Source organism: Pedobacter namyangjuensis (assembly GCF_003313325.1).
GTDB lineage: Bacteria > Bacteroidota > Bacteroidia > Sphingobacteriales > Sphingobacteriaceae > Pedobacter > Pedobacter namyangjuensis.
Window position 1 is genome coordinate 1,451,973 of sequence record NZ_QMHQ01000001.1, and the last position, 19,672, is coordinate 1,471,644.

The window sequence follows — 19,672 nt, forward strand, 5'->3', positions numbered from 1 at the left end:
CTTAGCATTCAATTTATTAAATTTGTTAATAAAAATTTGAAATACAGATAATTAAACTATATATTTAGTTCATCTAACACTTAAACTTCCCTTTAATGAAAAAACTCACCCTCGCCATTGCCTTAAGTTTAGGCCTCGGTACGTCTTATGCGCAAACTCTAAAATTTTCTAACCCAACACCAGAGGCAGGTAAACCACTGTCTTTCGAATATAATGCAGCAGGTGGCAAGCTTGAAAAATTGTCGGATGTAAAATGCGTTGCACAAACCTTTGTCAACAACAAGCAAAAGACTATTAATATTCCTTTAGAAAAAAACGGAACTGTATACAAAGGTACTTTTACACCTGTAGACAGTACAGCAATTGCGGTAATTGTACTTAGTGCCGATGGTACGAAGGATGAAAACCCGAACGGGTATTATACGTTGTTCTATGAAAAAGGCAAGCCTACTGCAATGGCTTATTATTGGGAGGCAATGTACTACAATGGGATGGGTACAGCTTTTGCGGGAATAAAAGCAGATAAACCTAAGGCTATTTTGTCTTACGATAAGGCTTTTAAAACAGATCCGGCTTTAAAATCTAAGTATTTAGTAAATTATTTAGGCTTACATTTCGGTGTAGATCCGCAAGCAGGAGAGCCGATGATAGATAAAGAAATTGCATCTATCGAAAAAATCAAAGCTCCAAAAGAAACAGACTTAACTAAAATGGCTGGTTTATACAGCGTTTCTAAAAGAAGAGCTAAAGCAGATTCGGTTTATGCAGTAGTTAAAAAAACTTTCCCGACAGGAACTTACGCTTACGGACAGGCTGCTAACGAGATTTATTCGGAGAAAGATGCAGTGCAGAAAGAAGCAAAGCTAAATGCTTTAATTACTAATTTTAAACTTGATTTAAGCAAACCAGCTGATTTAGCAAAAGTTTCGAACATTTATGGTAATGTTGCTACGGCGTTTGGCGCAGCTAAAAACAATGCTAAGTTTGAAGAGTATACTAACAAGGTTGAAAGTAAAATGACAAGAGCAAGCTTATATAATACTTTTGCTTGGGCAGCTGCAGAGAAAAAGGAAAATTTAGAATTTGCCGCTAATATTTCTAAAAAATCTTTGGGTTTGTTAGAAGAAGCTAAAAGCGAAAAAGCACCGGAATACTATGCGTCGCAAGAAGATTATATAAAAGGATTAAATAGGTCTTCGGCGATGTATATTGATACTTATGCAACTTTACTTGGTCATTTAGGGAAAAACGAGGAAGCCTTGAAATTACAAGAAGATGCGGTTGTAAAAAACGAATATGCTGACGCTAGCATGAACGCAAAATATGTTAATTTTTTAGCGTTAAACAAGCAATTTGATAAAGTGGTAAGCTTTGGCGAACGTTTTGTAAAAGACGGTCAAGGTACCGACCAGATGAAAGCCGATTTAAAGTTAGCTTATAAAGGAACACAACCTTTTGATGCTTATTATGCAGAATTAGAGAAAGAAGCTTTAGCTAAAGAAAGAGCTAAATTTTTAAAAGAAATGATTAATACGCCAGCGCCTAAGTTCACTTTGGCAAATTTGCAAGGCGAGAATGTTTCTTTAGAAAGTTTGAAAGGTAAAGTAGTTATTGTTGATTACTGGGCTACATGGTGCGGACCATGTATCGCATCTTTTCCGGGGATGCAAAAAGCGGTAGATAAATACAAAACTGATCCAAACGTAGTTTTTCTTTTTGTTAATACTTGGCAAACAGAAGCTAATAGGGATAAAGTTGTTAGAGATTATTTAGCTACAACACCATACACTTTTAATGTCCTTTTTGATACTCCAAACAAACAGGACCCAAGTAAATTTGATGTTATTGAGCAGTATAAAGTAGAAGGTATTCCAACTAAGTTTATTTTAGATGGAAAAGGTAATATCAGATTCAAAAAAGTTGGATTTGGCGGTAGTGCAGATGGAACTGTTAAGGAACTTGATATGATGATTGCCTTGGCGAAAGACGGACAGGAAGCAAGCAAATAAAAAAGCACAAATGAATATAAAGGCCGGTCGCGATTATGCGATCGGCCTTTTTTTATGGTTTGATTGCTTGCTGTTGCCAAAGCTTAAAAGCTTTTTGAGCCTCATCTCTAAGCAGTTGTTTAAAAATTATTTTTCTTTCTTTAATAGGTTTGGCAATTTCCTCGTAAATAAAAGAGTCATCGAAAGCCGCGTTTGCCGCGTCATCTTTGGTGTTGGCATAATATACCGTGCTGATGTTGCTCCAATATAACGCTGCTAGGCACATGGGGCAAGGCTCGCAACTGGTATAAATTACTGCACCGGTTAGGTCGAATGTCTTAAGTTTTTTGCAAGCCATTCTAATGGCTGCAACCTCTGCGTGTGCAGTTGGGTCGTTAGTGGCGTGTACTTTGTTGGCGCTTTTTGCAATTACCTTGCCATTTAATACTACAACTGCGCCAAAAGGCGTACCGTGATTTATGGCAACGTTTTTTAGCGATAAATCAATCGCCATGCGCATGAACGTTTCGTGTTGTTTATCCATAAAAAATTTAAGCACAAAAAAAATGCCTCGAATTTTCGAGGCATTTTTTGTAGTAATAATCGATTACTTTTTATCTTTTGTATAAGCTTCGTTTAAGCCTTTTAAAACTTCACTTGTAACATCTAAGCTTTCGTCTGCAAATAATATAGCGCTATTACCTTTAGCATAGGTTAGAACCATTTTATACCCTTTTGTTTTAGCGTATCCTTTTAGGTAATCGGCAACTTTGTTGTAAAGTGCTTCTTGCTCTTTTGCTTGCTCGTTTTGTAAAGCAGCGCCAGCGTTTTGTTGGTAAGCTTGTAATTCTTGTTGTTTACGAGCTAAACGTTGCTCTGTAGCTGCTCTTTGGTCGGCTGCTAAAGTTCCTTGTTGTTGTTGGTATTGTTGCACCTCACGCTGAAAAGCCTGTTGTTTAGAAACTAGATCGCCTTCGGCAGCTTTGCCTTTAGTTTCCATTTTAACTTTAAGGTCTTTAAAGTACTCGTATTTAGTTAGTAACGAATCAGAGTTAACGTAAACAATTTTATCTGTTGCAGTTACCGCAGCGGTTTCGCTTTTTGTTGTGTTTGTTTCGGTTTTTGCATCCTTGCCACCACAAGCAGTTAATGCAGTTGCTATAGCTACAGCAGTTGCAATGCTGCTTAGTTTTTTGGTTGAAATATTCATGCTTAATTATTAAATTTTAGCAAATATAAAAATCAAAACGGACTATCCTAAAAAACGAGTTTTTTTAATGATTTTAACACTCAAATAGTTATCCACATCTACCTTAATTAGCCAAAAATTGGTTATTTTTGATACTTTATCTATTCAGTAAAATTATGAGTGAAGAAAAAGATCCAAAGTCAAATTATAACGCGGATAATATACAGGTTTTAGAAGGTTTAGAGGCTGTTCGTAAGCGTCCTTCTATGTATATCGGCGATACTGGCGTTAAAGGTTTGCACCATTTGGTTTATGAGGTTGTAGATAACTCTATCGACGAGGCTTTGGCCGGTCACGCAGATACTATCTACGTAAATATTTTAAAAGGAAATTCTATTAGAGTTGAGGATAATGGACGTGGTATCCCAACCGGTATAAATAAGAAAGAAAATAAATCAGCATTAGAAATTGTAATGACAGTTTTGCATGCCGGTGGTAAATTCGATAAGGATACCTATAAGGTTTCTGGAGGTTTGCACGGTGTGGGTGTAAGTTGTGTTAACGCATTATCTACAGATTTAAAAGCAGAAGTACACCGCGAAGGAAAAATCTGGATGCAGGAGTATAAAATTGGTGTACCGCAATACGATGTAAAAGAAGTTGGCGATACGGATAAAAGGGGTACAATTGTAACATTTACGCCAGATGGTACAATTTTTACACAAACAACAGAGTACAAATATGATACTTTGGCATCTCGTTTACGCGAACTTGCATTTTTAAATAAAGGCATTACTTTAACGCTAACAGATGAGCGTGAAGAATTAGAAGATGGATCTTTTCTTTCTGAAGTTTTCCACTCTGATGGCGGTTTAAAAGAGTTTGTTAAGTTTTTAGATGGTACACGTGCATCTTTCTTGCCAGAGCCGATTTATATCGATGGTATAAAAAATGGTGTGCCAGTTGAACTTGCATTTCAGTACAACGAAAGTTACTCTGAAAATGTTCACTCTTATGTAAACAATATTAATACACACGAAGGCGGTACGCACATTGCTGGTTTCCGTAGAGGTTTAACACGTACATTAAAAAGTTACGCTGATAAATCTGGTTTGTTAAAAAACCTAAAAATGGAAATTACCGGTGATGACTTTAGAGAAGGTTTAACTGCTGTAGTTTCTGTTAAAGTACAAGAACCTCAGTTTGAAGGCCAAACCAAAACCAAATTAGGTAACTCTGAGGTTATGGGTGCGGTTGATATTGCTGTTGGTGAAGCTTTAGGATACTATTTGGAGGAGAATCCGAAAGAAGCTAAAATGATTGTTAACAAAGTTATTTTAGCAGCAACAGCTAGGGCAGCGGCTCGTAAAGCTCGCGAAATGGTGCAACGTAAGAGTGTTATGGGCGGTTCTGGATTGCCAGGTAAACTTGCCGATTGCTCTGATAGCGATCCAGTTAAATGTGAACTTTACCTAGTGGAGGGTGACTCGGCGGGTGGAACTGCTAAACAAGGTCGCGATCGTAATTACCAGGCTATTCTTCCGTTAAAAGGTAAAATCCTTAACGTAGAGAAAGCTATGGAGCATAAAATCTACGAAAACGACGAGATTAAAAACATGTTTACAGCTTTGGGTGTAAGCATTGGTACGCCAGAAGATGATAAAGCATTAAATTTGCAAAAACTGCGTTATCACAAGATTGTAATCATGACGGATGCTGATATCGACGGGTCGCACATTACCACGTTGATTTTAACTTTCTTCTATCGTTACATGAGAGCGCTTATTGAAGCTGGTTACGTTTATATTGCAGCGCCACCACTTTACCAAGTTAAAAAAGGTAAAGAATTTGAGTATTGCTGGAACGACGTTCAACGTGATCAAGCTATACAGCGTTTAAAAGGTGCCGGTAAAGAAGATAGCGTACACGTACAACGTTACAAAGGTTTGGGAGAGATGAATGCGGAACAACTTTGGGAAACTACCTTAGACCCGGCCAGACGTACTTTATTAAAAGCGACAATTGAAAATGCTGCGGAATGTGATCATACTTTCTCTATGTTAATGGGCGACGAGGTTGCACCACGTAGAGAGTTTATTGAGCGCAATGCAAAATATGCAAAGATTGATGCTTAACCCCTGAATCTTTTAATAAGATAATATAAGCCCTTCAAGTTATTCTTGGAGGGCTTTTTGTTTGCTTTTACTGTAGGCCGTCATGCTCAAACTGAAGGGCGTCGTAATGCTTTTGTTAATCGCAGTATACAACATATATATTCGGCACTAGATAGATACCACAAACAGGGTTCATTTAAACCAGGTTTGGATAGCATAGTTTTTGCAGGATAGTAGCACTGAATTTTGTGCAATAGCCCCGACAGCAACGAGCAGGAGCGAAGCGACTAAAGTGAATGGCGGGAGTAACATCAATTATAACAGTATTTTGCGCTTCGAATAATAAAATTGAAGCATAAAAAAGCCCCTTTCAGCTATGTTTGAAAGAGGCCTATATTTGGTTAGCGTTATTAATTACAAGATGTAGTAAGAGCCAATGCCCTCTTTTTCTACTTGAGGCATATCTTCGTATAATTTATTGTCATCTAACATTTGGCATAAATCTCTCTCAATTGTTCTGCAGATAGTAGTTGTTGGTGTATCTGTAGGTTTGTTTTCGAAAGGATCTTGCAAGTGAACAGCCATTTTCTCTACTAATAGGAAAAATGCGGCAATGGCAACAACCAGCGGAATTTCCATATAACCGAAAAACTCTATTAAACCAAATGGCAACAAAACAATAAATAAATGGATAGACATACTGATGTATTTGCTGTAAGTAACCGGAAAAACGGTGTTTTTGATACGCTCGCATCCGCCCATGTGGTTACATAATGCCGTTAGGGTTTTGTTAAGCTCTACCTGTTGATATTGATTTATCCAGCCTTCATGCAATGCTTTCTTAAGATCCATTGCATGCAACTCTAACAAAGCTACGGTAACATTACGCTGATTTTTAACAAAATCCAACTCGTCTTTATCCAAATACCTCTCTAGCCCTTTATAAGAAGAAAAACCTCTTAGTCCTTGACTGAGCGCATTGCACCATGCAATTTGTCTTTTAATAAATTTACTTTTAAATCGTTCTACCTCTTGTAATTGGTACGGATTCTCTACAAAAGATATGATTTGTCGGCCCAATGTTCTCGAATCGTTTACAATGGCGCCCCAAATAATTCTTGCTTCCCACCACCTATCATAAGCTTGGTTAGATCTAAACGCTAATAAAAGCGAGATTACTGTACCCAACAATGCGGGAACGGCGATTGGAATAGAAATTCTGGTAACATGAAAGTTTTGGTAAAGTATAACGATACCGACCGAGTAGGCTACTACAAATAGCAATTCGGTTTTAATCTTTCCAAAAATATAGGTGAGCGGAATATTATTTCGTAACAGCATAAAAATTAGGTAAATGGTTAATAACTAAACTAGGCGCTTAAAACTTTTTCTCCCTCAACAGGCATTTTGGTTTCAAACAATTTCTCTTCGCTAGAGAACTCGTTAATGTCAACTTCAAACACTTCGCAACCGCAACGTTTGGTTAAAGTGTTCGGGTTTATACTGTATTTGTTAATTGCTTTAAAATTATACTCTTTTGGGTAAGCTATACAGGTGGCATTACATCCGTCTATAAAATTTTTAAAAGCCGCTACAGTACTTCCGTAAAAGTATTCTACACCAATAAATTTTATGTGGTTTGGATATTTCTTTTTGTAAGCTTCCGCTTGTGCGTAAAACTCATCACTTATGTTTTCGTAATCTTTACTACGGCGACTTAACATTAACATATCTGTAATAGAATCAGATAATTTGAAGGCGTGCATAAAAATAATACCTATATCCTGAGGCTTATTTGTAACTACTAATGAATCGATAATTTTAAGGCTTTCTACATTAAAGTCTGTTGGCACTAATACGGTTTTCATAGCTCTTCTTGTTTAATTAATGATTAAATTATTTATACAAGTTTACGAGCGAGATATTATAGCGAAATAAGAGCGAGATTAGAACCGCATTAGAATTTCAGATAAATAGAATTTTGTTGGCAAAAATAGAGCTGAGAATAGCTTAACTGGAATGAAAATCAAATTTAAAAAAGTTTTTTGAAAATGAAAGTCGGCATTTTATAGTTTCTTCAGTCCTGCTTTTGCCTATAGTCCTCGTTCGTTCCTCAATCGGGCTATTTGGCGCAATCAGGTTTAAAAACTTTGTATTTTGCTACTATCGCAGGTTTTAACTACAAGCTTTTTGCCCTTAATCTAAATGGTTGCTATTTTACCGGGAGTATTACTTTTATTTCGGTTCCAATTAACTCTTTAGAACTTATGCCAATGCTACCGCGATGTAAGCGGATAATATTTAAGGATAAGGGAAGTCCGACGCCATAGCCTTTAAAGTCTGCAGTATTAGATGCACGGTAAAAAGGTTCGAAAATATGTTGTACATCGCTTTGCGGAATACCAATACCTTGATCTTTAACGGCAATGGAAAGCATATTTTGTTTGCTCTCTAAAGTTACCTTTACCGGCTTGTTATTAGAGTATTTGCAGGCATTGCTTACAATATTGGTTATAGCAAGCTTTAGTAAGTTTTTGTTTGCCTTTAAGGTAATTTGATCTTCATCTTCGGGTAGCTGGCTAAAATCAATTTCAATTTTACTTTCTGGGTGAACTTGGTTTACCGTTCCCTGGATTTCCCAAATTAACTCGTCGATACGAACTTGCTCCCAAGGTTGGTTTTTGCCATTAAAACCAGACTGTGCCAACCCAAGTAAGCTGGTTAAAATATGCTCCAGTCTGTCAGATTCGTCTTTAATTTTACTTAAAGCTCTTTTTTGCATTTCTGGGTTTGCAGATGCTTTTATGGCTAATTCTACCTCGCCACTTATAATGGTCAATGGCGTTCGCAACTCGTGAGAGGCGTTGCTGATAAAATTATTCTGCGTTTCGAATGCGGTCTCCAATCGATTAAGCATGTTGTTAAAAGTTTGTGAAAGTTGAGACATTTCATCGCTTCCCGGAACTTCCAATCGTAAGTGTAAATTTTCTGCCTTAATCTTTTTTACGCTTTTAATGATATTTCGCAAAGGCTCTAACATATAGTTAGAAAATTTCCATCCTACTATAAAAGACAAAACGATAGAGAATACAAAGCCGGCAATCAAAATTTTCTGTAAATCTTTTAGTTCTCTAAAACCAAAGGGATCATTGGCAGAAACGATAATGAAATAGTCTTGATTGTTGGCACGCACAAATTTTCCAGCATAAAAATGATTTTCTTTTCTGTACCTAGCGATTTTGCCACTATTAATGCGTTCAAAAAAATCATCGGGCAGATGTACGTCTAAGACAGGTTTTTTGTTGTCTTTTTTTGCTATTACATACTCTTTTTCATCTGGCAGCCGTTCCAAGTATTGGTTACGAACCTTTGCATAAACGTTATCGCTTTTATCGTCAGACAGTCTAATTTCTGCAGCAAGGTTAACTCTCGCCTCCAAACGTTTGTAAAAATCTTCAAAAGCAAATTCATTGCTAAAATACCACACAAATCCGCTTAACAACGAGATAATAACCGCTGATAAAATGGCAAAAAGTAAGGTGATTTTTTTAGCAATGTTCATTAAGCATCTTTTAAAACGTAGCCTAAACCAATGGCTGTATGTATAAGTTTAGACGAGCCGGGCCTGTCAATCTTTTTTCGCAAGTAGTTTACATAAACATCAACTACGTTTGTGCCTAGATTAAAGTCTATATCCCAAACATTCTCTAAAATATCAATTCTCGATAAAATTTTAGCTTTATTCTTTGCCATGAACTCTAACAAACGATATTCGGTTGCCGTTAACGTAATTTCGCGTTTGCCACGTTTTACGGTTTTTGCAGTTAAATTTATATACAAATCGGCTATGCTAATTACTTGGTCGTTTAAGATAATGCCATTGTAGCGCCTTAAGAGCATTCTTATGCGTGCAAAAAGCTCAGCAAATTTAAATGGTTTAATTAAATAGTCGTCTGCTCCATTATCTAGCCCGTTAACCACATTTTCTGTAGTGCCTAAAGCTGTAAGCATAATAATTGGCGTAGTCGGCTTTTCTTTTTTAATTATTTTGCAAAGTTCCAATCCATTTATTCCGGGTAGCATGATGTCTAAAATAATCAAGTCGAACTGGTTTTCTTTTGCCATTTTTTCGCCGATTAAACCATCGGGTGCAACGCTTACGTTAAAACCTTCTTCACTTAAACCCCTCGAAATTACCGATACCACATTTGGCTCATCTTCAACTAGCAATAAATTCATTGATGCAAATATTCTTAAAATTTGATAAAGATTAACAGCTTAATTAGCAAAATGTTAGAATTTCTGCGCTATTTTAACACAAATTAAACATATCACAAGCATAAAAAACAAAACCCCGCCTTGTTAGGCAGGGTTTTGTTTCTATATACCAGATTATTTTCCAGCTTCAGATTTTTCTTTTAGAAATTTTAGGCCATCTTCAAAATCTTTTCCAATCATACTGTCCATACTCACAAAAACGCCCATCCATTTGCTAATGATATTATTTTCTCCAGAAATTGTCCAGGTAACTTTATTTCCGTCTCCAGTTGGTGAAATTTCAAATTTTGTATCCGCTATGCTTTCCCAAGGCTCTAAAAATTTCATTTCTATATCAACTAATTTGTTGGCTTCTACACTTCTTATTTTCATTTGCCCGCTTCCGGTTTCTTTACCTTTCCAAGTGTAGGTATGCCCGGGCTTGCCAACCGACCCGGTAATAGTTGTTTTGGCAGTTGGTTCCATTTTAGACCACGGATTCCATTTGTAAAACTCATTTAGGTTCGCAATATTGTTGTAAACGACGCTATCTGGCGCATTAATGGTTACAGAACGGCTAGCCGAATAGGTTTTTGGCAAAAACATGCCACCTACTAAAATTATAACCGCTAAAGCCACGATTGTAAATCCGAATACTTTTAAAAATTTCATAATAGTTTGTTTGGTTTATTAAATTTAAACATAAACGTTTTAAAACTAAAATTTTCGAAAAGCAAGTTAATGCAATAGTCAGCGTTCGTCCCGCTTTACTTACAGCCACAAGAAAAATGTGGCTTTCATGCAATCGGGTTTAGCTTACAAATACCGGTGCAACTATGTTTTGTCTGCTGTTGCTAATTTGGTTTAGCAGGTGCGCCTTTAAGGTTTAGGTCTTTCAACGCAATTCTAACATCACGCATAAAACCAACACCAGGATCTGTTTTTTGTGTCTTGTAGTTTGGATTTGTTTCCTTCCAAAGCAGATCTTTTTTGAAAAGGTTGTGCTCGTAATGGCCAATTAAATGGGTGATTGGAAATTTCTTAGCCAAATGTCTAACAAGTAATTCGTTTGCTTTCAGCTGTGCTTTAGTTAAGGGATAATCTGCACTACCTACATTCTCTACACCAATTGCACAATAGTTTAAGCCAATAACGTGGCGGGCAAAAACGGTATCGGGCAATAATTGGTAAACTGTTCCATCTCTATCAATTAGGTAATGTGCCGATACGTTTAGGTTACTAGCGTTTGCGAGGTTTTGTCGCCCATCTAACGTAGATTTGTTAAATGTATGAAATGTGCTCATAAAACTCTTTGAGGCTGTCCAATGCAGTACAACCATTTGAGGTTTAATGGTGGCTTCTTTTTGTATAAGTCCGTGTCTGTTTTTTAAGTATTCTAAAGAAAGTTTTTTTCTGGTATCATCAAACAAAATAGGTTTCTGCACAATTTTTAATTCTTGCGCAAAAGAAATAGAAGTGAGCAAAACTAAAACTGTAATATTAAAAAAAGCTTTCATAATACTTATTTGTATAAACGTAATATCCTCTTCTCGTAATCAATTTTTGCTTTGTACTTCATTAAAATATCGCCACCAATAATAGCTGCAATAGGCGGATGACCAAGCATTAAATACGTATCGGTTACACTTTGCAAATCAAGTGCAACTGCCGGATAATCCTTTAGTTTTAATTTGCCTACATTTAGCTTTGGTATTACACCTTGTAAAGTTGTAGAAGTACTAAAAATGGTGGCAGCTTGCGCTTCTTCGCTAACGGTTATGTCGCTAATGTGCTTTTCCATAAGTCCTTTGTCAAATACAGAACGAGAAGCGCCAGTGTCTAAAACCGCAAAATGGGTTTCGCCAAAAACAACAATTTCCACCAAAAGGTGGAAACCGTCATCTTGTAAATTAATAAGTTCCAAAGGAACTGTTATTGTTCGCATATAGTATTCTGGCCACCAGAGCAAAGTAAAAAATCTAAAAGTAGATTCCTCGTTTTTTTGATGACAAATTATGTTTATACCAATTTCATTTCGGCCAATACACTATTCATGTTGCGTACAGCATCGGCACTTTTGTTAAACGCAGCTTGTTCTTCCTCGTTTAGTTTATAGTCGATAATTTTTTCCCAACCATCTTTTCCAACAATTACCGGAACGCCCAAACAAATATCATTCTGGCCGTATTCGCCATCTAAGGCTACACAGCAAGTAAAGAGTTTTTTCTCATCACGAACAATAGATTCTACCAATGCTGCACCTGCAGCACCTGGAGCATACCAGGCAGATGTGCCTAATAATCCGGTTAAAGTGGCGCCGCCAACCATGGTGTCGGCTGCAACTTTTGCTAAAGTAGCTTCATCCAAAAGTTCGCTAACCGGCAAACTTTGGTAAGTAGCATAACGCGTCAACGGAATCATGGTAGTATCACCATGACCGCCAATTACAAAACCTTGCAAATCGTTTGAGTTGCAACCTAAAGCAACACTCAAATAATATTTAAAACGAGCACTGTCTAAGGTGCCGCCCATTCCAATAATTCTATTTTTTGGTAAGCCTAAAGATTTCAATGCCAAATAGGTCATGGTATCCATAGGATTGCTAATTACAATAATAATTGCATCTGGAGAATACTTAAGAATATTTTCTGCTACACCTTTTACAATTCCTGCATTAATTCCAATTAACTCTTCACGAGTCATCCCCGGTTTACGTGGCAAACCAGAAGTAATTACAGCAACTGCAGAACCAGCGGTTTGACTATAATCGTTTGTTACGCCTTTAATTTTTGTATCGAAACCTAACAAGGTAGCAGTTTGCATCATATCTATGGCTTTACCTTCGGCAAAACCTTCCTTAATATCTAGCAACACTAATTCTTCGGCTAATTCTTTTCTAGCAATGTTATCGGCACAAGTTGCGCCAACAGCGCCAGCACCTACTACAGTTATTTTCATATTATAGACAATTTAAATTTGGTTCAAGAAATTGTTTTCATGCCCAAGATATAGAATTGCATTAGTTTACCCAAATGATGCGCAAATTAATTAGGGCTTATGATAATTTATTTACAAAGCATTGAACGGTGCCCACCATATTGAACCTCACTTTATCGGCACCCATATTTCTTCTTCCGAATCAGGAGAATTGTTCTTGTATTTTTCTCCTAAAATTTCAAAATGTGGGCGGTTGTCTATTTCATAACCTGAATTTGGTAGCCACGAACCGAAAATGAATTGAAAAGTTTTATAGCCTTCGCTGGGCGAACCTTTGTGTAGAAATACTGCGTACTTACCCTCTGGTAATAAAAAAGTTTGCATTTCTTTCGGGATATTATCAAAATCTTCCACTTCTGCTAAAGCCCATTTTGTAAAATGCGAACTTAAATTGCTATGATCATGATTTTGCAGATAAACCTGCAGGGAAAATAACATAGTATTTAACGCATTAATTTCCTTTCTTCTAGGCATAAAACTACGCCACAATTCCATGGTTCTATCTTCTGCTAGAGACATTTCTAAACGCAGACCAATTAATTTTTTAGAAGAAATATTTTGTATACGAAGGAACATTTTTAATTTTTTTCGAAGATATAAACTGCAAGCTAAAATTGTTGCAAAGGTTTAAGTAAAATAAGCCTGATTGCAGGGAAAAGCTCCCGATTTTTCATCGGGACTTGCACCGAAAAGCAGGACATAATAAACCGAAAAGCTTTTGTATTTGCCTTGCTGAATATTTTAGGCAAGAGATTTCGTAGGAAATTGCTTCGCCTAGCTCGCAATGATGCGATAGGGCAGATGTTGATAATTCACAGACAAATCCACATCAAAATTTCTTTATTTTTGATTTCCAACATTTCCCCAACTATGTATTTAATTTTTGATACCGAGACCACTGGTTTACCACGTAATTTTAATGCGCCGATTACCGATACCGATAACTGGCCGCGTTGTATACAAATTGCTTGGCAACTGCATGACGAGATGGGTAACTTGATTGAACATCAGGATTATCTGGTTAAGCCAGAGGGATTTAATATTCCTTATGATGCAGAGCGAATTCACGGAATATCTACAGAGTTGGCCATGGAAAAAGGGGAGGCTTTGGCTAATGTAGTTGAGAAATTTAATAATGCTTTAAGCAAAGCCAAGTTTGTAGTTGGGCAAAATATTGGTTTCGACCTTAACATTATGGGATGCGAATTTCATAGATTAGGTGTTGAAAGTCCGATGGCAAGCATGCCAATTTTAGATACTTGTACCGAAGTAACTGCCGATTTGGTAAAGATTCCGGGTGGTAGAGGTGGACGTTTCAAATTGCCGAATCTTACCGAATTGCATCAATACCTTTTTGGTGTTCCATTTGCCGAAGCGCACAATGCAACAGCCGATGTGGAGGCCACTACTAAATGTTTTTTAGAATTGATTAAACGAGAAGTTTTTAAAAAAGAAGAACTTTTAGTTGATACCGATTATTTCCTTCGCTTTAAAGAATTTAATACCAGTGGTTTCGGCCCATTTGGTATAGAACACGTTAATTTAAAGTCGGCATCTGACGAGATTAGAAAACGCGATGCCAGTACGAGCGGAAGTGGTATTTCTAAACAAACGCTTGCTGGCAATAAAGCCGAGTTGGCTAATGCGAATTTTATTCATTTGCATAACCATACACAGTTTTCTGTTTTACAAAGCACCATTAGTGTACCCGATTTGGTTAAAGCAGCCGCTGCACAAAAAATGCCGGCAGTTGCAATGACAGATCATGCAAATATGATGGGTGCTTTTCACTTTGTGAGCAATGCAATAAAGCATAACAAAGATGCTAAAGCTAAAAACGAAGCTTCTATTGCTGCGGGTGAGGAGCCGAAAGCTCAAATTGTAAAGCCTATAGTTGGTGTAGAGTTTTTTGTATGTGAGAACCATTTAGATAAAACCAGAAAAGACGACGGATACCAGGTTGTATTATTGGCCAAAAACAAAAGAGGCTATCATAATTTGGCTAAAATGTCATCTATCGCTTATACAAAAGGTTTTTATTACGTGCCACGTATAGATAAAAATGTAATTGAGCAATACAAAAGCGATATTATAGTTTTATCTGGGAACCTTTATGGCGAGATACCGAGTAAGCTCTTAAACTTGGGCGAGAAGCAAGCTGAAGAGGCTTTGCTATATTGGAAAGAGCAGTTTGGCGAAGACTTTTATATTGAAGTAATGCGCCACGGGCAGGAAAACGAAGACCGCGTAAATAAAGACTTAATTGCATTAGCTAACAAGCACGAGGTTAAGTTAGTAGCCAGCAATAACACCTATTATATTAACAAAAAGGATGCTAATGCGCACGATATCTTGCTTTGCGTTAAGGATGCTGAAAAGCAGGCGACGCCTATAGGTCGTGGTCGTGGTTACCGTTATGGTTTGCCAAACCAAGAGTATTATTTTAAGTCGGCAGAGGAAATGAAAAGCCTTTTTGCCGATTTGCCAGAAGCGATTTTAAATACAGAGGAAATTGCCGATAAAATAGAGGCTTACGAGCTTGCTCGCGAAGTTTTGCTACCTAAATTTGGTATTCCGGATGAATTTTTAGTAGAAGAAGATAACGCCGACGGGGGTAAACGCGGAGAGAATAAGTTTTTACGTCATTTAACTTACGAAGGCGCTAAAAAGCGATACGGAGAATTAACCGAAGACGTAATTGAGCGTTTGGATTTTGAGTTGGCTACCATAGAGAAAACAGGTTATCCCGGTTATTTTTTGATTGTGCAGGATTTTATTGCCGAAGCCAGAAGAAGAGATGTTTCTGTGGGTCCGGGTCGTGGTTCTGCTGCGGGTTCTGTAGTGGCGTACTGCTTGTGGATTACGAACATCGATCCAATGAAGTACGATTTGCTATTTGAGCGTTTCCTTAATCCAGACCGTGTTTCAATGCCCGATATCGATATCGATTTTGATGACGAGGGCCGTGGCCGTGTAATGGAATATGTAATTGATAAATACGGTTCCAGTCAGGTGGCGCAAATTATCACCTATGGTACCATGGCAGCTAAATCTTCAATTAGAGATACGGCCAGAGTTTTAGATTTGCCGCTTTTTGAAGCTGATAAAATTGCTAAGCTGATTCCAAACATGAAGTTGGCGAAAATATTCAACCTGGATGAAAAGGCTTTAAAAGCTGGCATGCGTCCAGATGAGTATGAGCGTGTGGTAGAATTGAAGAATCTATCAACCGCAAAAAACCTGAGCGCTGAAACCATTGAGCAGGCTATCATTTTAGAAGGCTCATTACGTAATACCGGTATTCATGCTTGTGGTGTAATTATAACGCCAGATGATATAACCAATTTCGTTCCGGTATCGGTTGCTAAAGATTCAGACCTTTACGTTACCCAGTTTGATAACTCGGTAGTTGAAAGTGCAGGTTTGTTGAAGATGGACTTTTTAGGTTTGAAAACCTTAACCTTAATTAAGGATACCGTTAAACTGGTTAAGAAAAGACACGGTATAGATTTAGATCCAGACAGCTTCCCGATTGATGATTTAAAAACCTACGAGCTTTTTCAACGTGGCGAAACAGTGGGTATTTTCCAATACGAGAGTCCGGGTATGCAAAAGTACATGAAGGAGCTTAAACCTACGGTTTTTGGAGATTTAATTGCCATGAATGCACTTTATCGCCCAGGTCCAATCGCTTATATTCCGAGTTTCGTAAAAAGGAAAAATGGCGAAGAGGAGATTACTTACGATTTGGAGGCTTGCGAAGATTTACTGAAAGAAACGTACGGAATTACCGTTTACCAAGAACAGGTAATGCTTTTGTCGCAGAAACTGGCAGATTTTACCAAAGGTGAGGCCGATGTTTTGCGTAAGGCAATGGGTAAAAAACAGCGTGATGTACTAGACAAAATGAAGCCAAAGTTTATAAAACAGGCTGCAGAAAAAGGTCATGATGAGAAAGTTTTAGAGAAAATTTGGAAGGATTGGGAAGCTTTTGCGGAATACGCATTTAACAAGTCTCACTCTACCTGTTATGCATGGATTGCCTATCAAACTGCTTATTTAAAGGCAAACTATCCGGCAGAATATATGGCTGCCGTGCTTTCCAATAACATGAGTGATATTAAACAGGTGGCTTTCTTTATGGAAGAATGCCGACAAATGGGCGTTACCGTACTTGGCCCAGACGTAAACGAATCTGATTTAAAGTTCTCTGTAAATGCCAAAGGCGAAGTTCGTTTCGGTATGTCGGCGGTTAAGGGTGTGGGAGAAAAAGCAGTAGAAAGTATTATAGAAGAGCGAAAATTAAATGGCCCATATCCTTCTGTTTTCGAGTTTGCTAAGCGGTCTAATACCAGGATTGTAAACAAAAAAGCTTACGAAAGTTTTGTTTATAGCGGTGCTTTTGATGCTTATGGCTTTCACAGAGCGCAATATTTTTATATTGGCCCTAATGATAAAATGAACGGTATAGAAAAGCTAATTAAATATGCCAACGATTTTCAGAATAACCAGAATTCTGCACAAGAGTCGCTATTTGGCGGTTCCAAGGCCGATTTAATTTTAGAACCAAGCTTTCCAGTATCTCCAGAATGGGGATTGATTGACCGTTTAAAATACGAAAAAGATGCCATTGGTATTTTCTTGTCGGGTCACCCTTTAGATGATTACAGGTTTGAGTTAACCAACTTCTGCCAGCATTCTGTTAAACACCTTTCTATTGTAAATAAAATTCGCAGTGGCGATACTAATGAAGAGGTATTGGCCGATTTCGAATCCCTTAAAAATAGAGATCTGGTAGTTGGGGGCTTAGTAGTCTTGGCATCGCAACGCATCACAAAAACAGGTAAGCCTTTTGGTACGTTTGTTTTTGAAGATTACGACGACAGTTGTGAGATAGCTTTATTTGGTGACGACTTCTTAAAGTTTAAACAGTTTTTAACCGAAGGCTATTTTCTGCAAATTAGAGGTAGGGTAGGCGAGCGTTTTAGAAAAGAAGGCGATTGGGAGTTTAAGGTTACATCTATAGATTTGCTGTCAGAATTGCGTGATAAGCTGACGAAATGTATTACCATACAAGTTCCTATTGAAGAGGTAAACACAGAGTTTATGCAAAAAATAGATATGATTCTGCAAGAGAATAAAGAGAATAGCGAACGCCATAATTGTAAACTTAACTTTGCAGTTTACGATAAGGCTCAGAATATTATGTTAGAGATGCCTTCAAAATCACTTCGCATTAATCCTAACAATCAATTTCTAGAACAATTAACAAAGTTGAATGTTGTAAATTATAAGCTTAACTAAGCTCAGAACTAAACGGATAATGCTTCAAACTTTGCGCTTTCGGCACTAGTCTTTTAGCATTAAATTGTCAAATTGACAGCGCTTGTTTGGTGGCATTACTATTGATTATATATTTGTAAATAAAATTAAAAAATAAAATTATGGCTTTAGAAATAACAGACGCAAACTTCGAGGAGCTTGTGTTAAAATCAGATAAACCGGTATTGGTAGATTTTTGGGCAGAATGGTGTGGTCCATGCCGTATGGTTGGTCCAGTAGTAGACGAAATATCTAAAGAATACGAAGGAAAAGCATTAGTTGGTAAAGTAAATGTTGATAACAACCCGCAGATTTCTACGCAGTTTGGTATCCGTAACATTCCTGCTTTATTGTACTTCAAAAATGGCGAGGTTGTAGATAAACAAGTTGGTGCAGTACCAAAGTCTATCTTAGCTGGTAAATTAGATGCACAATTGTAAAATAAGGTTGAGGGTTTTAAGGCAGAAGGTTTAGTTAAACTCAAGTCTAATAACTTTTCATCACTAATATATTTAAATCCGAACTCATTTGAGTTCGGATTTTTTTTAGCCAACAATTTTTCGTTTTTTTAAGGAAGAAAATTATTCCTCAAAAAATGTCAAATCATAAAAATTTAAAAACGTTAGTTGCTGGTTTTTGCATAAGCTCGCTAAGCATTGCTAGCGTTTTAGCGCAATCAGTAGAAACTCGCCAGCCAAGCGCAGATTTTAGTCCGGCTTTTGCTGGCCAAACCAGAATTAAGGCGATTAAAACGAAAACACCGTTGAATGTTACGGTTATTAATAGCAAGTTAGAAAACCCTTGGGCAATATCTGTTTTGCCTAACGGCGGATTTTTAATTACACAAAAATACGGCACTATGGTAACGCTTTCGGCCAAAGGCACATTAGAAACTACCATTAAAGGTTTGCCAAAAGTAGATCCTGCAGGCCAGGGCGGTTTGTTAGATGTAACACTATCGCCAGATTTTGCTAAAAGCAATTTAATCTATTGGGCGTATTCTGAGCCAACAAATAATGGCTCTGTTTTGGCCATAGCCAAAGGAAAGTTGTCGGCAAATAAAACAGCTATAGAAAACCAAACTATTATTTATAGAGCAACGCCAGCACACACGGGTAAATTGCAGTACGGTTCTCGAATCATTTTTGATAAAAGCGGAAATCTATTTGTAAGCACTGGAGAACGTTCTGACAAAGAGATTAGAATGCAAGCGCAACAGTTAAACTCGGCTTTGGGTAAAATTTTACATTTAACTCCTGCTGGTAAACCGGTTGCAAACGGTCCCTTTGCTAAAACTGCTAATGCACGACCAGAAGTTTATGCCTACGGTTTGCGTAATCCAGACGGATTGGCAATTAATCCAACCACGGGAGAATTATGGGAGGCAGAATTTGGTCCGAAGGGTGGCGATGAAATTAACATCATTAAACCAGGTAAAAATTATGGTTGGCCAATTATCACCTATGGTGTAGAGTATAGTGGTAAAAAAGTAGGCGATGGCATAACGCAAAAAGACGGAATGACACAGCCAATTTATTATTGGAATCCTAGCATCTCTCCGGGTACAATGGCATTTTACAACAGTAGTGTTATTGCAGAGTGGAAAGGCAATTTATTTATTGGCGCACTAGGCGGTTCGCATATTAGCCGTTTAACTATTAGCAATAATAAAATTACTGGCGAAGAAAGATTGTTGGCCGATAAAAACGAGCGTTTTAGAGATTTAGCGCAGGGAAAAGACGGTGCACTTTACGCGGTTACCGACGGAGGCAATTTGTACAAAATCGCTAAGAAGTAATTCTGTA

16 protein-coding genes are annotated in these 19,672 nt (G+C 37.4%); 5 read left to right on the forward strand and 11 right to left on the reverse strand.

The features are described from left to right. Positions 1 to 95: 95 nt before the first annotated feature. Entirely contained in the window at positions 96 to 2,009 is a 1,914-nt protein-coding gene (locus DUT69_RS06630; RefSeq protein ID WP_113652298.1) for a TlpA family protein disulfide reductase, read from the forward strand. Between the two features lie 52 nt (positions 2,010 to 2,061). Here DUT69_RS06630 and DUT69_RS06635 read toward each other — a convergent pair whose 3' ends face one another. After that, on the reverse strand, positions 2,062 to 2,532 hold the full coding sequence (locus tag DUT69_RS06635) for a nucleoside deaminase (RefSeq protein WP_113652299.1): 471 nt from the start codon (positions 2,530 to 2,532) through the stop codon (positions 2,062 to 2,064). Between the two features lie 63 nt (positions 2,533 to 2,595). Then, positions 2,596 to 3,198 carry an OmpH family outer membrane protein gene (locus DUT69_RS06640; protein ID WP_113652300.1) on the reverse strand — a complete coding sequence of 201 codons (603 nt, stop codon included), beginning with the start codon at positions 3,196 to 3,198 and terminating at the stop codon, positions 2,596 to 2,598. Positions 3,199 to 3,353: 155 nt separating this feature from the next. Between DUT69_RS06640 and gyrB the strand changes: the two genes are divergently transcribed. Then, positions 3,354 to 5,312, forward strand: coding sequence for a DNA topoisomerase (ATP-hydrolyzing) subunit B (gyrB, locus tag DUT69_RS06645; protein WP_113652301.1), 1,959 nt, complete (start codon positions 3,354 to 3,356; stop codon positions 5,310 to 5,312). A gap of 393 nt (positions 5,313 to 5,705) precedes the next feature. Here gyrB and DUT69_RS06650 read toward each other — a convergent pair whose 3' ends face one another. The 9 genes from DUT69_RS06650 to DUT69_RS06690 all read right to left on the reverse strand — a co-directional run bounded on the left by DUT69_RS06650 (position 5,706) and on the right by DUT69_RS06690 (position 13,121). Further along, positions 5,706 to 6,632, reverse strand: coding sequence for a bestrophin family protein (locus DUT69_RS06650; RefSeq protein ID WP_113652302.1), 927 nt, complete (start codon positions 6,630 to 6,632; stop codon positions 5,706 to 5,708). A 29-nt stretch (positions 6,633 to 6,661) separates the two neighbouring features. Further along, positions 6,662 to 7,159, reverse strand: coding sequence for a hypothetical protein (locus DUT69_RS06655; RefSeq protein WP_113652303.1), 498 nt, complete (start codon positions 7,157 to 7,159; stop codon positions 6,662 to 6,664). Between the two features lie 344 nt (positions 7,160 to 7,503). Beyond that, on the reverse strand, positions 7,504 to 8,853 hold the full coding sequence (locus DUT69_RS06660; RefSeq protein WP_113652304.1) for a sensor histidine kinase: 1,350 nt from the start codon (positions 8,851 to 8,853) through the stop codon (positions 7,504 to 7,506). After that, the gene (locus tag DUT69_RS06665) at positions 8,853 to 9,530 is read right to left on the reverse strand and encodes a response regulator transcription factor (protein ID WP_113652305.1); all 678 of its coding nucleotides are present in this window, start codon (positions 9,528 to 9,530) and stop codon (positions 8,853 to 8,855) included. Before DUT69_RS06665 ends, DUT69_RS06660 begins: the two co-directional genes overlap by 1 nt. Before the next feature lie 153 nt (positions 9,531 to 9,683). Then, positions 9,684 to 10,220 carry an SRPBCC family protein gene (locus DUT69_RS06670; protein WP_113652306.1) on the reverse strand — a complete coding sequence of 179 codons (537 nt, stop codon included), beginning with the start codon at positions 10,218 to 10,220 and terminating at the stop codon, positions 9,684 to 9,686. A 182-nt stretch (positions 10,221 to 10,402) separates the two neighbouring features. Then, positions 10,403 to 11,065, reverse strand: coding sequence for a peptidoglycan recognition protein family protein (locus DUT69_RS06675; protein ID WP_113652307.1), 663 nt, complete (start codon positions 11,063 to 11,065; stop codon positions 10,403 to 10,405). 5 nt (positions 11,066 to 11,070) lie between these two features. Further along, positions 11,071 to 11,493, reverse strand: a complete 423-nt coding sequence (locus DUT69_RS06680) for an aspartyl protease family protein (protein WP_113652308.1) — start codon at positions 11,491 to 11,493, stop codon at positions 11,071 to 11,073. Between the two features lie 74 nt (positions 11,494 to 11,567). Then, a complete protein-coding gene (mdh, locus tag DUT69_RS06685) occupies positions 11,568 to 12,506 on the reverse strand; it encodes a malate dehydrogenase (RefSeq protein WP_113652309.1) in 939 nt (312 codons plus the stop codon). A gap of 147 nt (positions 12,507 to 12,653) precedes the next feature. After that, the gene (locus DUT69_RS06690) at positions 12,654 to 13,121 is read right to left on the reverse strand and encodes a GyrI-like domain-containing protein (RefSeq protein ID WP_113652310.1); all 468 of its coding nucleotides are present in this window, start codon (positions 13,119 to 13,121) and stop codon (positions 12,654 to 12,656) included. Positions 13,122 to 13,415: 294 nt separating this feature from the next. On the opposite strand from DUT69_RS06690, the gene dnaE reads away from it, so the two are divergent. The 3 genes from dnaE to DUT69_RS06705 all read left to right on the forward strand — a co-directional run bounded on the left by dnaE (position 13,416) and on the right by DUT69_RS06705 (position 19,665). Beyond that, positions 13,416 to 17,849, forward strand: coding sequence for a DNA polymerase III subunit alpha (dnaE, locus tag DUT69_RS06695; RefSeq protein WP_113652311.1), 4,434 nt, complete (start codon positions 13,416 to 13,418; stop codon positions 17,847 to 17,849). Between the two features lie 140 nt (positions 17,850 to 17,989). Next, the gene (gene trxA / locus DUT69_RS06700) at positions 17,990 to 18,307 is read left to right on the forward strand and encodes a thioredoxin (protein WP_113652312.1); all 318 of its coding nucleotides are present in this window, start codon (positions 17,990 to 17,992) and stop codon (positions 18,305 to 18,307) included. Positions 18,308 to 18,462: 155 nt separating this feature from the next. Beyond that, positions 18,463 to 19,665: a PQQ-dependent sugar dehydrogenase gene (locus DUT69_RS06705; protein WP_113652313.1), complete on the forward strand. Its 1,203-nt coding sequence runs from the start codon at positions 18,463 to 18,465 to the stop codon at positions 19,663 to 19,665. The last annotated feature ends 7 nt before the right edge of the window (positions 19,666 to 19,672 follow it).

Bases quoted from the DNA above. Each gene is read 5' to 3' on its own strand.
- DUT69_RS06635 (WP_113652299.1), bottom strand. From the start codon at position 2,532: ATGGATAAACAACACGAAACGTTCATGCGCATGGCGATTGATTTATCG.
- DUT69_RS06705 (WP_113652313.1), top strand. From the start codon at position 18,463: ATGTCAAATCATAAAAATTTAAAAACGTTAGTTGCTGGTTTTTGCATA.
- DUT69_RS06665 (WP_113652305.1), bottom strand. From the start codon at position 9,530: ATGAATTTATTGCTAGTTGAAGATGAGCCAAATGTGGTATCGGTAATT.
- mdh (WP_113652309.1), bottom strand. From the start codon at position 12,506: ATGAAAATAACTGTAGTAGGTGCTGGCGCTGTTGGCGCAACTTGTGCC.
- gyrB (WP_113652301.1), top strand. From the start codon at position 3,354: ATGAGTGAAGAAAAAGATCCAAAGTCAAATTATAACGCGGATAATATA.
- DUT69_RS06655 (WP_113652303.1), bottom strand. From the start codon at position 7,159: ATGAAAACCGTATTAGTGCCAACAGACTTTAATGTAGAAAGCCTTAAA.
- DUT69_RS06650 (WP_113652302.1), bottom strand. From the start codon at position 6,632: ATGCTGTTACGAAATAATATTCCGCTCACCTATATTTTTGGAAAGATT.
- DUT69_RS06630 (WP_113652298.1), top strand. From the start codon at position 96: ATGAAAAAACTCACCCTCGCCATTGCCTTAAGTTTAGGCCTCGGTACG.
- DUT69_RS06675 (WP_113652307.1), bottom strand. From the start codon at position 11,065: ATGAAAGCTTTTTTTAATATTACAGTTTTAGTTTTGCTCACTTCTATT.
- DUT69_RS06670 (WP_113652306.1), bottom strand. From the start codon at position 10,220: ATGAAATTTTTAAAAGTATTCGGATTTACAATCGTGGCTTTAGCGGTT.
- trxA (WP_113652312.1), top strand. From the start codon at position 17,990: ATGGCTTTAGAAATAACAGACGCAAACTTCGAGGAGCTTGTGTTAAAA.
- DUT69_RS06640 (WP_113652300.1), bottom strand. From the start codon at position 3,198: ATGAATATTTCAACCAAAAAACTAAGCAGCATTGCAACTGCTGTAGCT.
- dnaE (WP_113652311.1), top strand. From the start codon at position 13,416: ATGTATTTAATTTTTGATACCGAGACCACTGGTTTACCACGTAATTTT.
- DUT69_RS06690 (WP_113652310.1), bottom strand. From the start codon at position 13,121: ATGTTCCTTCGTATACAAAATATTTCTTCTAAAAAATTAATTGGTCTG.
- DUT69_RS06680 (WP_113652308.1), bottom strand. From the start codon at position 11,493: ATGCGAACAATAACAGTTCCTTTGGAACTTATTAATTTACAAGATGAC.
- DUT69_RS06660 (WP_113652304.1), bottom strand. From the start codon at position 8,853: ATGAACATTGCTAAAAAAATCACCTTACTTTTTGCCATTTTATCAGCG.